Source organism: Thermoanaerobaculia bacterium (assembly GCA_035260525.1).
Lineage (GTDB): Bacteria > Acidobacteriota > Thermoanaerobaculia > UBA5066 > DATFVB01 > DATFVB01.
Window position 1 is genome coordinate 1 of the sequence record DATFVB010000073.1, and the last position, 18,308, is coordinate 18,308.

18 protein-coding genes are annotated in these 18,308 nt (G+C 70.8%); 10 read left to right on the forward strand and 8 right to left on the reverse strand.

Translation table 11 applies throughout. The features are described 5' to 3' along the window. The 4 genes from VKH46_03415 to VKH46_03430 all read left to right on the forward strand — a co-directional run. Window positions 1-1,328 (forward strand): ATP-dependent DNA helicase (locus tag VKH46_03415; protein ID HKB69864.1); only part of this gene is annotated, 1,328 nt, incomplete at its 5' end. Continuing rightward, complete coding sequence (locus tag VKH46_03420; GenBank protein HKB69865.1) at window positions 1,325-1,723, forward strand: NUDIX hydrolase; 399 nt, start codon at window positions 1,325-1,327, stop codon at window positions 1,721-1,723. The genes VKH46_03415 and VKH46_03420, both read left to right, overlap by 4 nt. Further along, window positions 1,720-2,592, forward strand: coding sequence for a pyridoxal-phosphate dependent enzyme (locus VKH46_03425; GenBank protein HKB69866.1), 873 nt, complete (start codon window positions 1,720-1,722; stop codon window positions 2,590-2,592). The genes VKH46_03420 and VKH46_03425 overlap by 4 nt, the downstream gene beginning before the upstream one ends. Then, the gene (locus VKH46_03430; GenBank protein HKB69867.1) at window positions 2,589-4,271 is read left to right on the forward strand and encodes a PHP domain-containing protein; all 1,683 of its coding nucleotides are present in this window, start codon (window positions 2,589-2,591) and stop codon (window positions 4,269-4,271) included. The genes VKH46_03425 and VKH46_03430 overlap by 4 nt, the downstream gene beginning before the upstream one ends. Before the next feature lie 104 nt (window positions 4,272-4,375). Here the strand turns inward: VKH46_03430 and VKH46_03435 are convergent, their stop codons facing one another. Both VKH46_03435 and VKH46_03440 read right to left on the reverse strand, forming a co-directional pair. Continuing rightward, window positions 4,376-4,552 carry a hypothetical protein gene (locus VKH46_03435; protein ID HKB69868.1) on the reverse strand — a complete coding sequence of 59 codons (177 nt, stop codon included), beginning with the start codon at window positions 4,550-4,552 and terminating at the stop codon, window positions 4,376-4,378. A gap of 25 nt (window positions 4,553-4,577) precedes the next feature. After that, the gene (locus tag VKH46_03440) at window positions 4,578-6,029 is read right to left on the reverse strand and encodes an MFS transporter (GenBank protein ID HKB69869.1); all 1,452 of its coding nucleotides are present in this window, start codon (window positions 6,027-6,029) and stop codon (window positions 4,578-4,580) included. Between VKH46_03440 and VKH46_03445 the strand changes: the two genes are divergently transcribed. From VKH46_03445 to VKH46_03455, 3 genes are read left to right on the forward strand one after another with little or no spacing between them, the layout of a single operon-like run. Beyond that, window positions 5,918-8,650 (forward strand): PIG-L family deacetylase, encoded by a 2,733-nt coding sequence (locus VKH46_03445; protein ID HKB69870.1) that lies wholly within the window; start codon window positions 5,918-5,920, stop codon window positions 8,648-8,650. The two genes, VKH46_03440 and VKH46_03445, sit on opposite strands and share 112 nt — an antisense overlap. Then, complete coding sequence (locus tag VKH46_03450; protein ID HKB69871.1) at window positions 8,647-9,984, forward strand: APC family permease; 1,338 nt, start codon at window positions 8,647-8,649, stop codon at window positions 9,982-9,984. Before VKH46_03445 ends, VKH46_03450 begins: the two co-directional genes overlap by 4 nt. Beyond that, complete coding sequence (locus VKH46_03455) at window positions 9,954-10,418, forward strand: hypothetical protein (protein ID HKB69872.1); 465 nt, start codon at window positions 9,954-9,956, stop codon at window positions 10,416-10,418. Before VKH46_03450 ends, VKH46_03455 begins: the two co-directional genes overlap by 31 nt. 25 nt (window positions 10,419-10,443) lie before the next feature. On the opposite strand, the gene VKH46_03460 is transcribed toward VKH46_03455, so the two are convergent. Both VKH46_03460 and tgt read right to left on the reverse strand, forming a co-directional pair. After that, window positions 10,444-11,229, reverse strand: coding sequence for an SDR family oxidoreductase (locus tag VKH46_03460; GenBank protein HKB69873.1), 786 nt, complete (start codon window positions 11,227-11,229; stop codon window positions 10,444-10,446). Window positions 11,230-11,262: 33 nt separating this feature from the next. Continuing rightward, window positions 11,263-12,378: a tRNA guanosine(34) transglycosylase Tgt gene (gene tgt / locus VKH46_03465; GenBank protein ID HKB69874.1), complete on the reverse strand. Its 1,116-nt coding sequence runs from the start codon at window positions 12,376-12,378 to the stop codon at window positions 11,263-11,265. Window positions 12,379-12,474: 96 nt separating this feature from the next. Here tgt and VKH46_03470 point away from each other — a divergent pair, with 96 nt between their 5' ends. Together VKH46_03470 and folK are read left to right on the forward strand one after the other, a co-directional pair. After that, complete coding sequence (locus VKH46_03470) at window positions 12,475-12,795, forward strand: FYDLN acid domain-containing protein (GenBank protein ID HKB69875.1); 321 nt, start codon at window positions 12,475-12,477, stop codon at window positions 12,793-12,795. Continuing rightward, window positions 12,680-13,270 carry a 2-amino-4-hydroxy-6-hydroxymethyldihydropteridine diphosphokinase gene (gene folK / locus VKH46_03475; protein HKB69876.1) on the forward strand — a complete coding sequence of 197 codons (591 nt, stop codon included), beginning with the start codon at window positions 12,680-12,682 and terminating at the stop codon, window positions 13,268-13,270. The genes VKH46_03470 and folK overlap by 116 nt, the downstream gene beginning before the upstream one ends. A 181-nt stretch (window positions 13,271-13,451) precedes the next feature. Here folK and VKH46_03480 read toward each other — a convergent pair whose 3' ends face one another. After that, window positions 13,452-14,366, reverse strand: a complete 915-nt coding sequence (locus VKH46_03480; GenBank protein HKB69877.1) for a hypothetical protein — start codon at window positions 14,364-14,366, stop codon at window positions 13,452-13,454. A 66-nt stretch (window positions 14,367-14,432) separates the two neighbouring features. On the opposite strand from VKH46_03480, the gene VKH46_03485 reads away from it, so the two are divergent. Then, the gene (locus VKH46_03485) at window positions 14,433-14,729 is read left to right on the forward strand and encodes a DUF3467 domain-containing protein (GenBank protein ID HKB69878.1); all 297 of its coding nucleotides are present in this window, start codon (window positions 14,433-14,435) and stop codon (window positions 14,727-14,729) included. Window positions 14,730-14,964: 235 nt separating this feature from the next. Here VKH46_03485 and mnmA read toward each other — a convergent pair whose 3' ends face one another. The 3 genes from mnmA to VKH46_03500 all read right to left on the reverse strand — a co-directional run bounded on the left by mnmA (window position 14,965) and on the right by VKH46_03500 (window position 18,201). Then, window positions 14,965-16,044 carry a tRNA 2-thiouridine(34) synthase MnmA gene (mnmA, locus tag VKH46_03490; GenBank protein ID HKB69879.1) on the reverse strand — a complete coding sequence of 360 codons (1,080 nt, stop codon included), beginning with the start codon at window positions 16,042-16,044 and terminating at the stop codon, window positions 14,965-14,967. Between the two features lie 328 nt (window positions 16,045-16,372). Beyond that, window positions 16,373-17,080: an FHA domain-containing protein gene (locus VKH46_03495; GenBank protein HKB69880.1), complete on the reverse strand. Its 708-nt coding sequence runs from the start codon at window positions 17,078-17,080 to the stop codon at window positions 16,373-16,375. Then, complete coding sequence (locus tag VKH46_03500) at window positions 17,077-18,201, reverse strand: cysteine desulfurase family protein (protein HKB69881.1); 1,125 nt, start codon at window positions 18,199-18,201, stop codon at window positions 17,077-17,079. The genes VKH46_03495 and VKH46_03500 overlap by 4 nt, the downstream gene beginning before the upstream one ends. Window positions 18,202-18,308: the final 107 nt, after the last annotated feature.

The window sequence follows — 18,308 nt, forward strand, 5'->3', positions numbered from 1 at the left end:
TCGGCGACTACAACTACGTCTTCGAGCCGGTGACGGCGCTCGCCGCGTTCTCGCTCGAGGAGCTCCCGGAGTGCGTTCTCGTCGTCGACGAGGCGCACAACCTGCCCGACCGCGCGCGGCAGATCTGGTCGCCCGAGCTGCGCGAAGCCGACGTCGCCGCCCTGGAGAACCTCGCCGCGCTCTCCCCCGGGGACGTCTGGCGCGGCCTCGCCGACGGCCTGGCGGAGCTGCGAACCCTCCTCGTCCGCTGGGGAGCCGACCTCCCGGAGGAAGAAACCGTCGGGGAGGCCCACTTCGCCGTCGACGACTACGACGACTTCCTGGCGCGCTGGGACGAGGCGATGGTCGCGTATTTCGAATGGAAGCGCGATTCCTCGGAGGTCTCGGAGGACGACCCGGTCCTTACGCTCCATTTCGCCGTCGTGCGGTTCGGCCTCGTGCTCCGATTTGCGGCCGGCAAGCACGATTTCGCGCGGGTCGTCGAGCGCACCGCGGCCGGCTGGAAGGCCGCCCTCGTCTGCCTCGATCCCGCCCGCGCTCTCGCGCCGACGTTGAACGCCGCGTCCTCCGTCGTCCTCCTCTCGGCGACGCTCCAGCCCTTCGAGGTGATCCGGCGCCTGACCGGGCTCGCCGCCGACCGCACGGACGCGATCGCCCTTCCGCCGCCGTTTCCGCGCGAGAACCGCCGCGTGATGCTCGTCCCTTCGGTCCGGACGACGTTCGCCTCGCGCGAGCGCAACTACGAGAAGATCGCCGGGATCCTCGCGCGCATGGCCGACGCCCACGCCGGCAACGACCTCGCGCTCTTCCCCTCGTACCGCTTCCTCCGGGAGGTCTCCGCCCGCCTCCCGGCGACGCGCGCGCGGGTCATCGAGCAGCGGGAGAAGCTGACCGACTTCGAGAAGAAGGAGATCCTGCGGGTGCTCGAGACCCCGACGCGGGAGGGCGTCCTCTTCCTCGCCGTCGCCGGCGGCATGTACGCGGAGGGGGTCGACTATCCCGGGGAGAAGCTCTCCGGCGTCTTCATCGTCTCCCCTTCTCTCCCGCAGGTCTCCTTCGAGCGCGAGCTCCTGAGGCGCTACTTCGACGACCAGGAGGAATCGGGGTTCGAGTTCGCGTACATCCAGCCGGGGATGACCCGCGTGATCCAGGCCGCCGGGCGTCTGATCCGTTCGGAGACCGACCGGGGCGTCGTCGCGCTGCTGTGCCGGCGTTTCACGGAGGATCCCTACCGCCGCTATCTCCCGCGCGACTGGTACGACGAGGACCCGGAGGAGCTCGTCTCCCGGGACCCCGAGGAATCCGTGAGAGAATTTTTCGCGCGATGAACGACGGACCGCGTCTGACCGTGGATTCGCTGACCCGCGACGAGGACGGCCGCATCCTCCTCGTCCGCCGCGGGCGGCCGCCCTTCGAGGGGCGATGGGCGCTCCCGGGCGGATTCGTCGAGACCGGGGAAACGACCGAGACCGCCTGCATTCGGGAGACGCGCGAGGAGACGGGCGTCGAGATCGAGATCGAGGGGCTCGCCGGCGTCTACTCGCGCCCCGACCGCGACCCTCGCGGCCACACCGTATCCGTCGTCTACCGCTGCCGCGCGGTCGGCGGGGACGCGAAGGGCGCCGACGACGCCGCCGAGGCCCGCTGGTTCGCCCCGCACGAGCTCGCGAAGCTCGAGTTCGCGTTCGACCACGCGGAGATCGCCGCCGCCCACGTCTCGTGACCGACTTCCCCCGCTACGAGGCGATCCTCCTTCCCCACCCCCGCCTCCCCGCCACCACGGTCGTCGCCGAGTTCGCGCTGCCGACGGGCTCGTTCAAGGACCGGGGGGCCGAGGCCGTCGTCGCTCACGCCTGCGCCGCGGGAGCGCGCCGGGTCTCGCTCGACTCGTCGGGCAACGCCGGCCTCGCCGTCGCGGCGGCCGCGCGCCGCGCCGGCCTCGAGGCGGTCGTCCGCGTCGCGGCGGGGATCTCGCCCGCGAAAGAAGCGCTCATCGCCTCGACCGGCGCGCGCATCGAGAAGTTCGACAGCCGGGCGGAGGCCGTGCGCGCGTGCGCGGCCGACCTCGACGCATACGACGCGAGCCATGTTCGGAACCCCGTCTTCCGCGAAGGGGTCGCGACACTCGCGGCGGCCTGGGCGCGGAAGGCCTCCCTTCCCGACCGCGTCGTCCTCCCCCTCGGAAACGGCTCCCTCCTCCTCGGGCTCTGGGAGGGCCTCCGGCGGCTCCGCGCGGAACGGACGATCGGGCGCCTGCCGCGGCTCGTCGCCGTCCAGTCCGAACGATGCGCGCCGATCGCGCGTCCTTCGGCCCCGGGCGACGGCCGGACGATGGCCGACGGCTGCGCCGTCCTGGACCCGCCGCTCGCCGGCGCGATCCGCGCCGCGATCGAGGAGAGCGGGGGCCTTGCGATCGCGGTCCCGGAGAGCTCGATCGCGGCGGCATGGCGGGAGGCGTGGAACGACGGTTTTCCCATCGAGCCGACGTCCGCCCTCGCGTTCGCGGCGTTCGACGCGCTGCCCGAGGCCGATGCGACCGCGGTGATCGCGACCGGATCGGGGCTGAAGCATCCTCCCGGGGCGGCGTCCTGAGCCCCGGAGAGGTCGCGTCGCGGCTCGACGAGATCGGGCAGATTCTCCGGCTCGCGGGCGAGAACGAGTTCAAGTCGCGGGCCTACACGCGAGCCGCGCGGTCGCTCGAGACCTGGAAAGGCGACCTCGCGGAGGCGGTCGCGGACGGGACGCTGCGGAACGTCCCCGGCATCGGGCCGGCGATCTTCGAGAAAATCGCGACGCTCGTCACGACGGGGACCCTCCCGTATCTCGACGACCTGCGGCAGCGGTTCCCGGCTTCCCTTTCCGCCCTCTTCCGCGTTCCCGGGCTCGGCCCGAAGAAGATCGAGATCGTCCGCGCGAAGCTCGGCGTCGCTTCCCTGTCCGAACTCGAGGCGGCGTGCCGCGACGGGCGGATCGAAGCACTCCCGGGATTCGGGCCGGCGTCGACGAGGAAGATCCTGGCCGGAATTGCGTTCGCGCGCCGGGCGGGAGCGCGGCGGCCGTACGCGCAAGCCGCGGAGCTCGCCTCGCGCCTGCGCGCCGTCGTCGCGGAGTCCGGGCTCGCGGAGAAGGTCGAGGTCGCGGGAGACGTCCGCCGCGGATGCGAGGTGACCGACGCCGCGACCATCGTCGCCGCGACGGCGCGGCCCGGCGCGGTTCTCGATCTCTTCGCCTCCCTGCCCGCCTCCGAAGGGGGGGCGACCCGGGGCGGAGACCGCTCGTCGGCGATCTTCCTCGGCGGCCTCCGGGGAGAAGTGCGCGTCTGCGGAGGCTCCGAGTTCGGGTCGACGCTCCTGCGCGAGACGGGCAATGCCGCCCATGCCGCGCGCGTCCTCGAACGGGCGGCCGGCGGCGGCGCCCGGCCCGGCGCGACCCTCTCCGAAGAAGAGCTCTACGCGGCGGCCGGACTGCCGTTCATCCCGCCCGAGCTCCGCGAGGATCGCGGCGAGATCGATGCCGCCGCCGCGGGCCGGCTCCCGCGCCTCCTCGAGCCGGAGGACCTGCGCGGGCTCTTCCACGTCCACACCACCGAATCCGACGGCGCGAACACGCTCGAGGAGATGGTCGACGCCGCCGCGGCCGCCGGATTCGAATACGTCGCGATCACGGACCATTCGAAGATCGCCGGGTACGCGCACGGACTGGACGAGAGGCGCGTCGAAGCGCAGCGCGCCGAGATCGAGCGACTCCGGAAGAGGCGGCCCGGGATCGCGATCTTCCACGGCACGGAAGCGGACATCCTTCCCGACGGTTCGATCGACTACGGCGACGATTTCCTCGCCTCGTTCGACGTCGTCGTCGCCTCGGTCCATTCCCGGTTCGATCTTCCGGAGGAGGAGCAGACGCGGCGCCTCGTCCGGGCCGCGGAGAACCGGCGGGTTTCGATCCTGGGCCATCTGACCGGCCGGCTGCTGCTGAGGCGGGAAGGCATCACGATCGATCTTCCCCGCGTCCTCGACGCCGCGGCGGCCTCCGGATGCGCGATCGAGATCAACGGATCGCCGCGGCGCCTCGACCTCGACTGGCGCTTCCACCGGGACGCCGCCGCTCGAGGAATTCCGCTCGCCATCGGCCCGGACGCGCACTCGATCCGCGAGCTCGACTACTTCCGCCACGCCGTGCGCGTCGCCCGCAAGGGATGGGTCGAGCCGGACCAGGTCCTGAACACCCGGCCGGCCGCTGCGATCCGGAAGTGGATCGCGGCGAGGAGATGAGGGCGACTCGAAATCCGAATACGGAAATGTGAAGCGAATCCGAATCCCGAAGCACGAAATCCGAAATGGCGTCTCGGATCTCGGTCCCGCCGGACCCGGGCGACTCAGCCGGCGGCCGGTTTTCTCTTCTCGGGAAAGTTCTCGTGGATCCAGCGCTGCTTGTTCCGCAGCCACTCTTCCTCGGTGCGCTTGCGGTTGATCTCGGCGGCCTGCTGCCGCCGGTCGTCTTCGGTCGCCGGGGCCGGCGCGGGGCTCGCCGTCTCGTCGGGAGATTCGCTCATCGGCGGCGGATTCTAGCAGACGCGCTCATGCGGCGGAGAGGTCGGCCCTGCGGAGCCCGAGCACGGTCACGCCGACGAGCGCCAGGAGGACGCCGTTGACCGCGAGGACGGTGGTGACCGACGTTCGGGCGGCGACGGCGCCCGCGACGACGTTCCCGAGCGGGATCGCCCCCCGGAATGCCAGCATGTAGACCGAGCCGACGCGACCTCGCATCTCGTCGGCGACGATCGTCTGCACGAGCGACATCAGCATCGTGAAGACGACCGAGAGGGCCGCGCCGCCGAGGAACAGGAGGGCGCACGACAGCGTGAAATTCCGGGAGAGCGCGAACGCCACGATGATCGCCGCGAACACGACCTGCGCCGCGACCGCGCGGATGCCCTTGCGCGCGGAGTGGGACAGGCGGGCGGCCGCGATCGCCCCGAGCACGGCGCCGACGCCGAAGAACGTCAGGAACCGGCCGTAGGCGCGCACGTCGCGCGCGAAGATCACCTTGGCGAAGACGGGAAGGAAGGTCAGCAGCGGGAACGCGAAGAAGCTGCCCGCGAACGAGAGCAGGATGAGGGCCTTCATCGCCGGGGTCCGGCTGATGAAGGAGAGGCTTTCCCGAAGGCTCTGCAGCACCGGCGGGTGCCGCCCGGTCTTGCGGACGAACCGGGTGCGGATCAGCAGCAGCGCCGCGATCACGACGAAGAACGAAAGCCCGTTCAACCCGAAGCACGCCGCCGCGCCGAACTTCGCGAACGCGACCGCGGCGAGCAGGGGGCCGACGACCCGCGCGAGGTTGAACTGGGTGGACTGCAGCGAGACGGCGTTCGGCACGTCCTCCTTCTCGACGAGGGTCGGGACGAGCGCCTGGTACGCCGGCCCGCCGAACGACTGCGCAACCCCCGTCAGGAACGAGAGGACGAGGATGTGCCAGATCTGGACGCGGCCGAAGAAGACGAGCCCTGCCAGGACGAAGGCGTTGGTCAGCTGCACGACCTGCGAGCCGAGGAGGATCTTGCGCCGGTCGTAGCGGTCGGCGACGACGCCGCCCAGCAGCGAGAAGAGGATGAACGGGGCGTCTCCGAGGAAAGCGTCGAGGCCCAGCCAGAACGCCGAACGGGTCATGTCGAAGATCAGCCAGTTCTGCGCGACCTCCTGCATCCACGTCCCGCACGAGGACGTGAACGAGCCGGACCAGAGCATCCGGTAGTCGCGGTACGAGAAGGCGCGAAAGGTCTTTCGCCACCCGCCCGGCGGGGGGAGCGGCGCGCCGGCGGCGGACGACGCCGCGGGCGATTCTCCGGCGGCGATCGTCCCGCCGCCGATTTCCTTATCGATTCTCTTTCGTATAACTTCCTCGCCCGGGAGAATATTACGTGAAACGAACCGCCGGGTTTCTCGCCTTCTCCGTCCTCGCCGCGTCGGCGGCGACGTTCGCGCAGACTCCCGATCCCCGGGCGGATCACGGGGCCGCCGCGCTGAGGCGATCGCTCCTCGAGGCGTCCACGACGGCGTCGCTCCTGCAGGTGACCGCGCATCCGGACGACGAGGACGGCGGGCTCCTCACGATGCTCGCCCGCGGCCGCGGCGTTCGCGTCGGGCTCGTGACGCTCACGCGCGGCGAGGGTGGGCAGAACAAGATCGGACCGGAGCTCTTCGACGCTCTCGGCGTGACCCGAACGGAGGAGCTCCTCGCCTCGGACCGCTATTACGGCGTCTCCCAGTTCTTCACGCGCGCGGTCGACTACGGATTCTCGAAGACGCTCGCCGAGGCGCTCGCGAAGTGGCGTTTCGCCGACGCGGACGGCGGACCGGTCGTGGGCGATCTCGTCCGGGTGATCCGCCGTTTCCGTCCCGATGTCCTCGTCGCGCGCTTCTCCGGAACGCGGCGCGACGGGCATGCGCACCACGAGGCCTCGTCGATCCTCGCCCGCCGCGCCTTCGAAGAGGCGGGCGACCCTTCGAAGTTCCCGGAGCAGATCCGGGAGGGTCTCCTCCCGTGGAAGCCGAAGAAGCTCTACGTCGGAATCATCCGCGCCGGCGAGGACTGGACCGTTTCCGAGGACGTCGGCGCCTACGACTCTCTGCTCGGCCTTTCTTACGCGCAGCTCGCGTGGCAGGGACTGTCGCACCAGCGCACCCAGGGCGTCGGCCAGGTCCAGCCGGATCCCGGCTCCCGGCCCGTCTACTACAAGCGGATCGACGGAACGCCCGCCGCGGCCGTGCTCGACGTTTCCGGACGCGTCGAGATCCCCTATCACGAGGGAAAAGGCGTTCCCGAGAGCGGGTTCTTCGACGGGATCGACACGAGCCTCTCCGGAATCGCGGACCGCCTCGGCGCCGACGAGAGATCGGTGCCTTTCCTGCGGCCGGGGCTCGCCTCCCTCGCCCGCGAGGTCGGCGCGGCCTCCGGCGCCTTCGACGCGGCGCGACCGGAGAAATGCGCCGAGCCGCTCTCGCGCGCGCTCGCGGCCGCCGACCGGCTCGTCCGGGACCTCGAGGGGTCGGCGCTCCCGCCGGCGGAGAAATCGCCGGGGCTCTTCCTCCTCGGCATCAAGCGCGACCAGCTTCGCGGCGCCCTCGACCACGCGCTGTCGCTGGCGCTCGTCGCGCGGGTCGAGCCGGAAAAGGAGCCGGGCTCCCCGTTCCCGGGCTTCCGGTTCGCCGTGGAGACCGCGCGCGTCGCCGTCCCGGGCGGAAGCTACCCGATCTCCGTATCGCTTTCGAACCGCTCGTCGGCCGACCTGAAGGTCCTCGGCGCTTCGATCGAGGCCCCGGCCGGGTGGAAGGTCGATGCGGTCTCGCCGGCGCCCGCCGACCTTCCCTCGGGGCAGACCGCGCGCGCGCTCTTCCGGGTGACGGTCGCCGCGGACGCTTCGTTCACGGCGCCGTTCTGGCATCGGGCGTCCGTCGAGGACGCCGTCTATTCCGTCGACGACCCCGCGAAAATCGGCGATCCTCTGCCCGCGTTCCCGCTCCGCGCGCGCGTCCGCTATTCCGTCGCCGGAGCGGAGAACGCGATCGAAACGGTCGTCGAGACCCGGACGATCGATCCCCTGCGCGGCGAGGTCGCCCGCGCGCTCGCCGTCGAACCCGCGCTTTCGATCCGAAACACGCCGCCTCTCGCCGTCGTCCCGCTCGCGCGCGTCGGCCGCGGGAGCGTCCCGCTCGACGTCGAGGTCACCGCCCAGGCGCCCGGACCGCAGAGCGGACGCGTTTCGCTCGACGTCCCGGCGGGATGGCCGAGACCGGCGGCCCGGACGTTCGCGATCGGCGGCGACGAGACTTCCGCGGCCGTGCGCTTCGCCCTCGAAGTGCCCGCGGGCACCGGGCCCGGGATCTATCGGGTGGGGGCGGCGGCCGACGGCGCGAGCCGGACGCTCGACTTCATCGAGCATCCCGACATCGGGCCTTTCTATTTCCTGAAGGCCGCCGAGACGCGCGTCGAGGTGCTCGACCTGCGGCTCCCGGACGGGCTCTCGATCGGCTACGTGCGCGGCGCCGAGGACTCGATCCCCGAATTCCTCCAGCAGCTCGGGATCCGCGTCCACCTCCTCACCGCCGAGGACCTCGAGAAAGGAAACCTCTCTTCGTATCCGACGATCGTGACCGGCCCGCGCGCCTACGACGTCCGCGACGACCTTCGGCGGGCGAACCCGCGCCTTCTCGACTACGTTCGAGCCGGCGGCCGCCTCGTCGTCCAGTACAACAGCAACACGCGCGCGTTCGACGCGGGGAACTGGTTCCCGCATCCGGCGAAGTTCCCCGACCGGAACGAGAGGGTCACGGTCGAGGACTCGCCGGTCGAGATGCTCTCTCCCGAGGACCCGGTCTGGAACCGGCCCAACCGGATCACGCCGCGCGACTTCGACGGCTGGGTGCAGGAGCGGGGCCTCTATTTCGTCGGCGAGTGGTCCGCCGACTGGAAGCCGCTCCTCTCGATGCACGATCCGGGCGAGCCGCCGCTGCGCGGCGGGCTGCTGACGACCACGCTCGGCAAAGGCACGTACGTCTTCACCGCGGAATCGTGGTTCCGCGAGCTCCCGGAGGGAGTGCCCGGCGCGATCCGCATCTTCGTCAACCTGATCTCGCCGGCGACGACGCGTTGACCGAGCTCCGCCGCGAGATCGGCCTCTGGCGGGGGGTCGCTCTCAACATGATCGACATGGTCGGGATCGGCCCGTTCATCACGATCCCGCTGATCCTGTCGGCCATGGGAGGCGGCCGCGCGATGCTCGCGTGGCTCCTCGGCGCGCTGCTCGCGATCTCCGACGGACTCGTGACGGCCGAGCTCGCCGCCGAGCTCCCCGCCTCCGGCGGGACCTACGTCTTCCTCCGGGAGGCTTACGGGCGCGACCGCTGGGGGCGTCTGCTCTCGTTCCTCTTCCTGTTCCAGATCCTGATCTCGGCGCCGCTGTCGATGGCCTCCGGAGCGATCGGATTCGCAAAGTACCTCGTCTATCTCTTCCCGTCGATCTCCTGGCCGACGTCGGCGATCGCCGCCGTCGCCTGCGCGGCGCTGACTCTGCTCCTGCTCCGCCGCATCGGAACCCTCGGAAAGCTCTCGATCCTCCTCTGGGCGGGGGTGCTCGCGACCGTGGGGATCATCATCGCGGCGGGACTTCCGCATCTGAAGCTCTCGGCGTTCGCGTTCTGGCGGGCGCCGAGGCTCGACGGCGGCACGGCGTACGCCGGCCTTCTCACCGCCCTCGTCTTCGCCGTGTACGACTATCTGGGCTACTACAACATCTGCTATCTCGGAGACGAGATCCACGACCCGACGCGAACGATTCCCCGCGTGATCGTGATCTCGATCCTCGCGATCGCGGTCCTCTACGTCGTGATGAACGCCTGCCTCGTCTCGGTCCTTCCGATGCGGACGGCGATGACTTCCGAGCACGTCTTCTCCGACTACCTCGCCGTCCTCCTGGGCCCGAAGGCGGCGCGGGCCGTGACGCTCCTGATCCTCTGGACCGGACTCGCGTCCGTCTTCTCGCTGATCCTCGGCTACTCCCGGATCCTCTGGGCCGCGGGGAAAGACCGCAACTTCTTCGCCGTGTTCGGACGCCTCCATCCGACGGGAGCGTTCCCGTGGGTGGCGGTGGTCTGGCTGGGAGCCACCGGTACGATCTTCTGCCTCCTGCCGCTGCCGACCGTCATTCGTTCGATCATCACGATCCGGGCGATCATCCCGTTCTTCACCCAGGTCGTCGCCGCGGTGATCCTCCGCGTCCGGGAGCCTCGGCGGCCGCGGCCGTTCCGGATGTGGCTCTATCCCCTTCCGGCCGCCGTCGCGATGGTCCTCTGGGGCTACATCGTCGTGTCGCCCGAGAAGGGCTTCAAGCCGGCGGGAGCGCTCGTGATGGCGGCCGGGCTCGGGTTCTTCCTCGTGCGGGCCTTCGCGCGGAAACAATGGCCGTTCTCGCGGCGCGCCGCCGCCTAGCCGCGCTCGCCTGCGCGGCGGCCGCGGCGTTGGCGCCGCCCGCCTGCCGCGGGCCGGCCGATCCCGCGGCGGAGACCGTTCGATCGCTCGTCCGGGACGCGAACCACCGCGACGCGGGCAAGATCGCCGCCGCTCTCGCGTCCGGCTTCCAGGGCTCGGGCGGCATGGGCCGCAACGACCTCGACGCCGAGCTCCGCCGCCTTTTCGCGGCGTACGCGTCGGTCGACGTGTCCGTCAGCGGCCTCGCGATCGAGCGATTCCCCGATTTCGACCTCGCGCGCTTCGAGGCCTCGTTCCACGGCTCGGCGCGGAAGATCGGCGGCCTCGAGGCGCTCCTTCCCTCGTCGGCGCGCTACCGGTTCGAGATCCGGCTCGCCCGCGACGGCGAGCGGCGGCTCGTGACGCAGGCCGTCTGGGAGGAGATCCCCGAGTGACCGGCGAAGCCGGCACGTCTTCCGGTCACCCGCGCTTGAAGAACCCGCCCGGCAGCGAGATGCCGCCGTCGATCGTGAGACACGCTCCCGTGACGTAATCGGCCGAGGGGCCGCAGAGCCAGACGATCGCGCCGGCGACCTCCTCGAGCCGCGCGAGCCGCCGGGCCGGGATCGTCCGCACGAGCCTCTCCTGCGTCGAAGCGTCGGCGAACTGGAGGTTCTTCGCCGCCCCCTCGGTCGCCATGATCCCGGGAGCGACCGCGTTGACGCGAATGCCGCGGGACCCCCACTCGGCGGCGAGCGTGCGCGTGATCGCGAGGACGCCGGCCTTGGCGGCCGCCGAGTGCACGACGCCCGGCATTCCGGTTTCGGCGTAGGTCGCGACCACGTTGACCATCGTCCCCCGGCCGCGGGCGAGCATTCGCCGGCCGACCGACGAGGAGCAGAACCACGTGCCGTGGAGCACGATCTCCACGACCGCGCGGAAGCCGTTCGGCGTGAGCTCTTCCGACGGGATCAGGAAATTGCCCGCCGCGTTGTTGACGAGGACGCCGATCGGGCCGAGCTCGCGCTCGACCCGCTCGACCGCGCTTTCGACCGCCGCCGGGTCCCGAACGTCTCCCGTCACCGCGAGGGCGCGTCCCCCGCGCGACCGGATCTCGGCGGCGGCTCCTTCGACGTGCTCGGCCGACCGCGAGACGACCGCGACCGGAAATCCGGCGTCGGAAAGGGCGAGCGCGGTCGCGCGGCCGAGGCCCGTCCCTCCCCCGGTGACGAGCGCGATCTCCGCGCCCCGATCGCTTCCGCTCATGGCGCCCTCCTCGGATCCGGCCGCGAGATCATCTCACTCTTCGACCTTTCCTTCGGGCGGCGGCGCGAGCTCCGGCAGCCGCCCGGCGCCGATCGCGTCGCGGATCCGGCGCATCCAGGAAAGGTAGAAGTGGACGTTGTGCATCGAGATGAGCACCGGCGCCGTGATGTCGCTCAGGACGAAGAGATGGCGCAGGTAGGACCGGCTGTGCCGCCGGCAGACCGGGCAGGCGCACGACGGGTCGAGCGGGCGCCCGTCCTCCCGGAAGCGCGCGTTCTTGATCGCCACGCTCCCCGCCGACGTGTAGGCGTGCCCCATGCGTCCGTTCCTCGTGGGCAGGACGCAGTCGAAGAGATCGATCCCCGCCCGGACGGCGCCGAGGATGTCCGCCGGCGTGCCGACGCCCATGAGGTACCGCGGGCGGCCGGCCGGAAGGCGCGCGGCGGTCGAGCGCGTGATCCGCTCGATTTCCCGCTTCTCTTCGCCGACCGCGACGCCGCCGATCGCGTAGCCCGCGAAATCGAGCGCGGCGATCTCCTCGGCGGACCTTCGCCGGAGGTCCTCGTGCGTCCCTCCCTGGACGATCCCGAAGAGCCGTCCGGGTCCCGTCCACGCGCGCCGGCAGCGCTCGGCCCAGCGCGCCGTGAGGGCCACGGCGTCTTCCACCTCCCCGCGGGGGGCCGGGAGCGCGGGGCACACGTCGAGACACATCGCCACGTCGGTCCCGAAAGCGGCCTGGAGCTCCATCGCGAGCTCCGGCGTGAGCATGGCAGCCGCGCCGTCGAGATGCGAGCGGAACCGCACGCCCTCTTCGGTCACGTCCCGCTGGGTCGCGAGCGACATCACCTGGAAGCCTCCCGAGTCGGTCAGGAACGCCCGCGGCCAGCCGGTGAACCGATGCAGCCCGCCCGCCCGGCGAATGCCGTCGAGGCCCGGCCGAAGCATCAGGTGGTACGTGTTCGCGAGGATGATCCGGCAGTCCCAGCTCTCGAGGAGGTCGAAGGGGACGCCCTTGACGGCGCCGAGGGTCCCGACCGGCATGAACGCGGGCGTCTCGACGGTCGCATGGGAGAGAGAGAGCCGCCCGAGCCGCGCCGAGGAGCCCGCGTCCGAGGCGTCGATCGCGAAGAAAGTCGCGCGATTTTCCACTCGCGCGGAGCGTAGCACGCGGAATTTTTTCCAAAGGATCCGCGTCCTTGACGGCCCCGGGGTCGGGTGATACGTTCGGCCCGCTTCGGGGGTGGGATGCCAAATCTCGGAAAAAAATTCGAATGCTTCAATTGCCGGGCGAAGTTCTACGACCTCGGCAAACCCGAAGCCGTGTGCCCGAAGTGCGGCGCCAACCAGCGCGATGCGCGCGGCGCGGACGAATCGGCCTCGGCGGCGCCGCGGCCGCGGCGGATGGCGCCGATCGTCGTCGCGCCCGACGAGGTGAGCGATTTCGAAGACCATGGCCACGAGGAAGAGGAAGAGTCGATCGACCACGCCGGGTATCCGGAGGAAGAGTTCGAAGACGAAGAGCCTCCCCTCGAGACCCACGAACGCGAGGAAGAAGAAGACTTCTGAGCGGGCGACCTTCCTCGGCCTCGGAAGCAATCTCGGGAACCGATTCGCCCACCTGCGGCTCGCCCTGCGCGAGATCGGAGCGATCGCTTCGGTGGTCCGCGTTTCCCCTTTCTTCGAGACCGAGCCCGAAGGCTACTCCGCGCAGCGCCCCTTCCTGAACGCCGTCGCCGAGATCCGGACGGCGATGCCGGCGGCCGATCTCCTTGCCGCCGTCAAGCGCGTCGAGCGTCGGGGCGGCCGAACGCCGACCTTCCGGAACGGGCCGCGCACGATCGACATCGACCTCCTCGACGTGCGGGGCGAGGTGGCTTCCTCCCCGCAGCTCACGCTCCCCCACCCGCGGCTCCACCGGCGCCGATTCGCCCTCGAGCCGCTCGCGGCGATCGCGCCGCGCTGGCGGCACCCGCTGCTCGGGAAGACCGCCCGCCAGCTCCTGAAAGAGCTGAACGCCTCCCTCTCCCGCCGGGAGAGGTGACGAGCGGGCGAACGACTGTCCAACGGTGCCTCTCGGCCGGACACGGTGAGGCGCGGTCAGACGCGAGCGAGACGGGATGCGGGCGGGGTCGGCGCGTCCCGAGCCGTACCGGGGCGTACGTCGAGGGCGCGGCGGCCCGGCCCGCGCACCTCTCCGCTCGATGTATGATCCGCGGCCGCCCCTACAAGGCGCCCCAGGCCTGGAGATCCCGTTGCGCATCGCCCTGCACCTTCAGGTCCTCGACGAGGTGATCCGGATGCGGCGTCGCCGCGAGAACCGCCTTCAGCAGGTCGACCGCGGGGGCGCGGTCCTCCGAGTACTCGTGGATCGCCTCGGCCAGGAACACCTTGTTCACGAGGTTGTCGGGAGCGAGGCGGACCGCCTCGCGCAGGTTCTTGATCGCCTCCTCCCGGTCGATCCACCCGGTGAAGAAGATGACCTTCGGCGAGACCGCGTGGAGGCGTCCGAGCACGCGGTAGCCTCCGGCCTCTTCGAGGTTCGGGGCGATCGCGATGACGGTTCGCGCGTCATCCCGGATCTTCGCCGCGGCCCCCTGGCGGACCGCCGACATCTTCCCGTGCACGAGCGACCACTGCCCCCACGTCACCGCGGTCCAGAAGAACGTCTCTCCCGCGGTCGCGTCTCCGGCGAGCGCCTTGCCGACGTCGGCCGGCTCCAGCGACGACGCCCGTCCGCCCGCCTTCGCGGCCGCCCGCTCGCGCTGCGCCGCGATCGCGTCATCGGCGATCGGCATCGCCCGTTCGTACAGCGCCGCTTTCTGGGAAGCGCCGAGGCCGGTATATTCCGCCTTGAAATACGTGGCGCGGAGATATTTCCACTTCGCGTCGGCGTTGCTTCGGCTCTTCCGGATCGCCGCCGCATAGTCGTCGAGCGCCGCGTCGATCTCGCGCGGATCCGCGATTTCACCGTGCCGCCCGTCGGAGCGATGGAGGTAGTGCGCGTCCCCCGACGCCATCGAATCGGTGACCCGCATCGCCTGCATCGCGCGCTCCTGCGGAGACGGGAGGGTCGGCTGCGAAGGGGGCGTGGTCGTGTGGACCTGGGCGAGGACCATGAACAAGAGCGCGAATCCCATCGGTTTTCCTCCCGCGTCGGCCGATTATAGGCGCACGAGCCTGCTAGACTCGGGCGGGAGCTCCGCATGAACGATCAAAAACCGGTCGAGCTGAAGATGACGATCGACGAGCCGACCTCCGCGGGTCACTACGTGAACTTCGCCAACATTCTCCACAACCCGACGGAATTCGTCGTCGACTTCGGCCGGATCGTCCCCGGCCGCCCCGACGTGAAGATCCTGTCGCGGATCCTGACGACGCCCGTCCACGCCAAGCAGCTGCTCAAGGCGCTCGCGCAGAACATCGCGCTCTACGAACAGCAGTTCGGGCCGATCCCGGAGGTGGCGACTCCGATGCCGCCCGCCGACGCGCCGACCAACTAGTGGCCCGCGCGGCGACCTGTCCCGCCGAAGCCTTGGCGAAGGCGGATACATCGAGCCGGACGGGCGCGTGCCGCCCCCTCTGCAAGGCCGTTCAGTTGATGCAATGACGAGGCGCGGCCAGACGTCTGGAAGACGGGTCCGGGGTGTCTGCCGGAGGCGAAGGCGTACTGAGACGTACGTCGAGCCGCCGGCAGGCACCCCGGACCCGTATAACGGCGCGTATGGTCCGCGCCCGTTAACGAGTGAGCGTTCCGCCTCCGAGCACCACATCCCCGTCGTAGAACACGGCCGCCTGCCCCGGAGCGATCGCCGAGATCTCCTCGTGGAAGAGAATTCGCGCGCGATCCTCTCGGGCGGGCACGACGGTCGCCGCGACTTCGCGTCCCCGATGGCGAACCCGGACGGAAGCCTCGACGGGACTCTCCGGAGGGTCGATCGACGTCCATCGCACCTCGCCGACTTCCGCCTCCAGCGCCAGCAAATCCTCCCGCGACCCGAGGCGCACGTCTCCCGTCGCCGCGTCGATCGCGGTGACGTACCGGCGCTCCCCGAACGCGGCGCCGAGTCCGCGCCGCTGCCCGACCGTGAAGCGATGGACGCCGCCGTGCTCCCCGATCGCCCCGCCGCCTTCCGCGACGAACCGGCCGTGCGTCGGGAGCGCGATCCCCATCGCCGGCGCCTGCCGCTCGACGAAGGACGCGGCGCTCTGCGTGGCCGGCACGAAGCAGATCTCCATCGATTCCGCTTTTTCGGCGGTCGGAAGCCCGGCGCGGCGCGCCATGGCGCGGACCCGGTCCTTCGTGAGATGCCCGACCGGAAAGAGTGCGCGGGAGAGCGGCTCCCGGCCCAGGTCCCAGAGGAAGTACGACTGGTCCTTCGCCGCGTCCGCGCCCCTGCGCAGCACGGGGCGGCCCGAGGAATCGATCCCGGTCCTCGCGTAGTGCCCCGTGGCGACGGCCTCGCAGCCGAACTCCGACGCCCGCCGGGCCAGAGCGGCGAACTTCACGTGGGTGTTGCAGCGCGAGCAGGGAATCGGCGTCGACCCCCGCGCGTACGAACGGACGAACGGCTCGACGACCGTGCGCCGGAACTCCTCCTCGAGGTCGAGCACGTAATGCGGAATGTCGAGCCTCCATGCGACCCGGCGCGCGTCGCCGAGGTCGTCCAGCGTGCAGCACCGCCCGCTCCTCCCCGCCTCGGAGGAGTGATCCCAGAGCTGCATCGAGAGCCCCACCACCTCGTGCCCCGCCTCCTTCAGGAGCAGGGCGGCGACGGAGGAATCGACGCCGCCGGACATCGCCACCGCAATCCGCATTTGCCTATGGTAGCGCGGCCATACATCGAGCGAATACGGGCGCGGGCCCGGCCACCGCGCCGTCGACGTACGCCCCGTACGCCTCGGGACACGGTGGCCGGGCCCGCATCCCGTCTCGCCCGCGTCTGACCGCGCCCCGACGACCTGCGCGGGCGGGAAAACGAGAACGAGACCTGTCGTTCCGAATACCGACGAGGCCGGGCGAGGCGCGAGCCCGACGGGATGTGGGCCGGTCGAGAGATCCCGAGGCATACCGGCGGCGTATGTCGCAGGGTCTCGCGGACGGCACGCGCCCGTCCGGCTCGATGCATCGATCGGCCGGCAGCTCCTAGGCGGACTCCGTGACGATGAGCATCAACGTGCTCCCGCCCACCTCGAACTCTCCGTACTGGTCGAGCGGTGCAGATTCGACGCGCTCCCCCCCGAAGTAGGTGCCGTTCGTGGACTCCAGGTCGAAAACCGTCACCGAGTCGTCCTCGACCTCGATCGCCGCGTGCGAGCGGGAGATCTCCGCGTCCGAGAGGACGATGTCGGACCCCGCGCGTCCGACGACGACGCGGGGTTTCTCGATCGCAAACGTCTTTCCCGCGTCGGGGCCCGAGATCACGGCGAGAGACAGTTTCTTGCCGGCGGGGAGCCGGAGAGCCGCCGGGTGCGGCGCCGCCTTCGCGTGTGCGCGGGTCGACTCTCCCGCGTGTTTCCGGTGGTCGAACGCCTCCGGACGCCGCGTGAAGGTCGTCTCGGTGCCGACGAGCGGCGGCGGGTTGATCGGCGCATCGGCGCGGAAGCCGGAGGCCGCCGCCGGCGCCGGAGACGGGGGCGGGTCCGGCGCCGCCGGGTTCGCGATTTCGAAGATCGTCTCGCATTTCGTGCAGCGGATCTTCTTCGCCGGCTTCCCCCCGAAGCGCGCTTCCTCGTAGCGGTACTTTGCCGCACACGCCGGACAGGAGACGATCAACGCGCTCCCCCGTCCCCCGAGACCTCCGGTGAATTCATGGATGGCGCCATTTTGCCACCGGCCGGCGCCGGCGATCAAGATCGATCCGTGCGGAGGATCCGTCGGAGCGCGGAAACGACGGCCTCGACCTGAGCGAGATCGTTGCCCGGGCCGAACGAAAACCGGACCGTGCTCCTCGCTTCCTCCGACGAGGCGCCGAGCGCGAGAATCGCCGCCGACGGGGCGACCGAACCGGACGAGCAGGCCGATCCGACCGAAACGGCGATTCCGTCGAGATCGAGGGCGATCGCGATCCCTTCGCCGGAGCGGCCCGGAAATGCCGCCGCGGAAGTGTTCCCGACCCGGAGCGCCGCCTTTCCCCAGATGCGCACGGCAGGCCATTCGCGCCCCAGAGCCTCCTCGAATGCGTCGCGGAGGCCGGCGACTCTCTCCCGCTCGTGGGCCGACTCCTCGCGGCACAGCCGCGCGGCTTCCCCGAAACCCGCGATCCCGGCGACGTTCTCCGTGCCGCCCCGGCGCCGGCGCTCCTGGCCGCCGCCGGGAAAGAGCGCCGGCAGCTCCACGCCCCGACGCACCCACAGCGCTCCGGTTCCTTTCGGCCCGCCGATCTTGTGAGCCGAGACCGAGATCAGGTCGGCGCCGCTCGCGGCGCCGACGTCGATCTTACCGGCCGCCGCGACCGCGTCCGTGTGGAAGAGCGCGCCGGCATTCCGCGCCCGGCCGGCGAGGATCGCGACCGGGAAGATTCCACCGTACTCGTTGTTGGCCGCCATGACCGAGACGAGCGCGACGCGGTCGTCGATCCACCGTTCTGCGGCGCCGAGGTCGATCTCACCGGACGGAAGGACCGGCAGGACCCGGCGCTCGAAACCCTCCCGCTCGAGAGCGCGGGCGGGCTCCGAGACGGCCGGGTGCTCGACGGAGGACACGGCGACGACGCGGCGGGCCGACGCCCGGGCCGAGTAGAGGGCGATCGCGTCGGCTTCGGTGCCCCCCGACGTGAACACGACCTCTTCCGGCTCGGAAGCCCCGAGGAGGAGGGCGACCTGCTCGCGCGCTTCCTCGACCGCCCGTCTCGCGCGGCGGCCCGCCGAGTGCACCGACGACGGATTTCCCCAGATTTCATCCAGGAAGGGCTCCATCGCGGCCTTCACCCGGGAATCGACCGGGGTCGTCGCGTTGTAGTCGGCGTAGATCATCGCGCCGATTCTAGGCCGGCTCCGCATCGGCCGATCCGGGGATCCTGAAGAGAGGAGAAAGTCGGAATGGCCCGAGCTTCCCGGAGGTTAGGATCGATGGCAAAGTG

Bases quoted from the DNA above. Each gene is read 5' to 3' on its own strand.
- VKH46_03500 (HKB69881.1), bottom strand. From the start codon at position 18,201: ATGATCTACGCCGACTACAACGCGACGACCCCGGTCGATTCCCGGGTG.
- VKH46_03455 (HKB69872.1), top strand. From the start codon at position 9,954: ATGGCCGTTCTCGCGGCGCGCCGCCGCCTAGCCGCGCTCGCCTGCGCG.
- VKH46_03480 (HKB69877.1), bottom strand. From the start codon at position 14,366: ATGGGATTCGCGCTCTTGTTCATGGTCCTCGCCCAGGTCCACACGACC.
- VKH46_03420 (HKB69865.1), top strand. From the start codon at position 1,325: ATGAACGACGGACCGCGTCTGACCGTGGATTCGCTGACCCGCGACGAG.
- mnmA (HKB69879.1), bottom strand. From the start codon at position 16,044: ATGCGGATTGCGGTGGCGATGTCCGGCGGCGTCGATTCCTCCGTCGCC.
- VKH46_03435 (HKB69868.1), bottom strand. From the start codon at position 4,552: ATGAGCGAATCTCCCGACGAGACGGCGAGCCCCGCGCCGGCCCCGGCG.
- VKH46_03470 (HKB69875.1), top strand. From the start codon at position 12,475: ATGCCAAATCTCGGAAAAAAATTCGAATGCTTCAATTGCCGGGCGAAG.
- VKH46_03460 (HKB69873.1), bottom strand. From the start codon at position 11,229: ATGAGCGGAAGCGATCGGGGCGCGGAGATCGCGCTCGTCACCGGGGGA.
- folK (HKB69876.1), top strand. From the start codon at position 12,680: ATGGCCACGAGGAAGAGGAAGAGTCGATCGACCACGCCGGGTATCCGG.
- VKH46_03485 (HKB69878.1), top strand. From the start codon at position 14,433: ATGAACGATCAAAAACCGGTCGAGCTGAAGATGACGATCGACGAGCCG.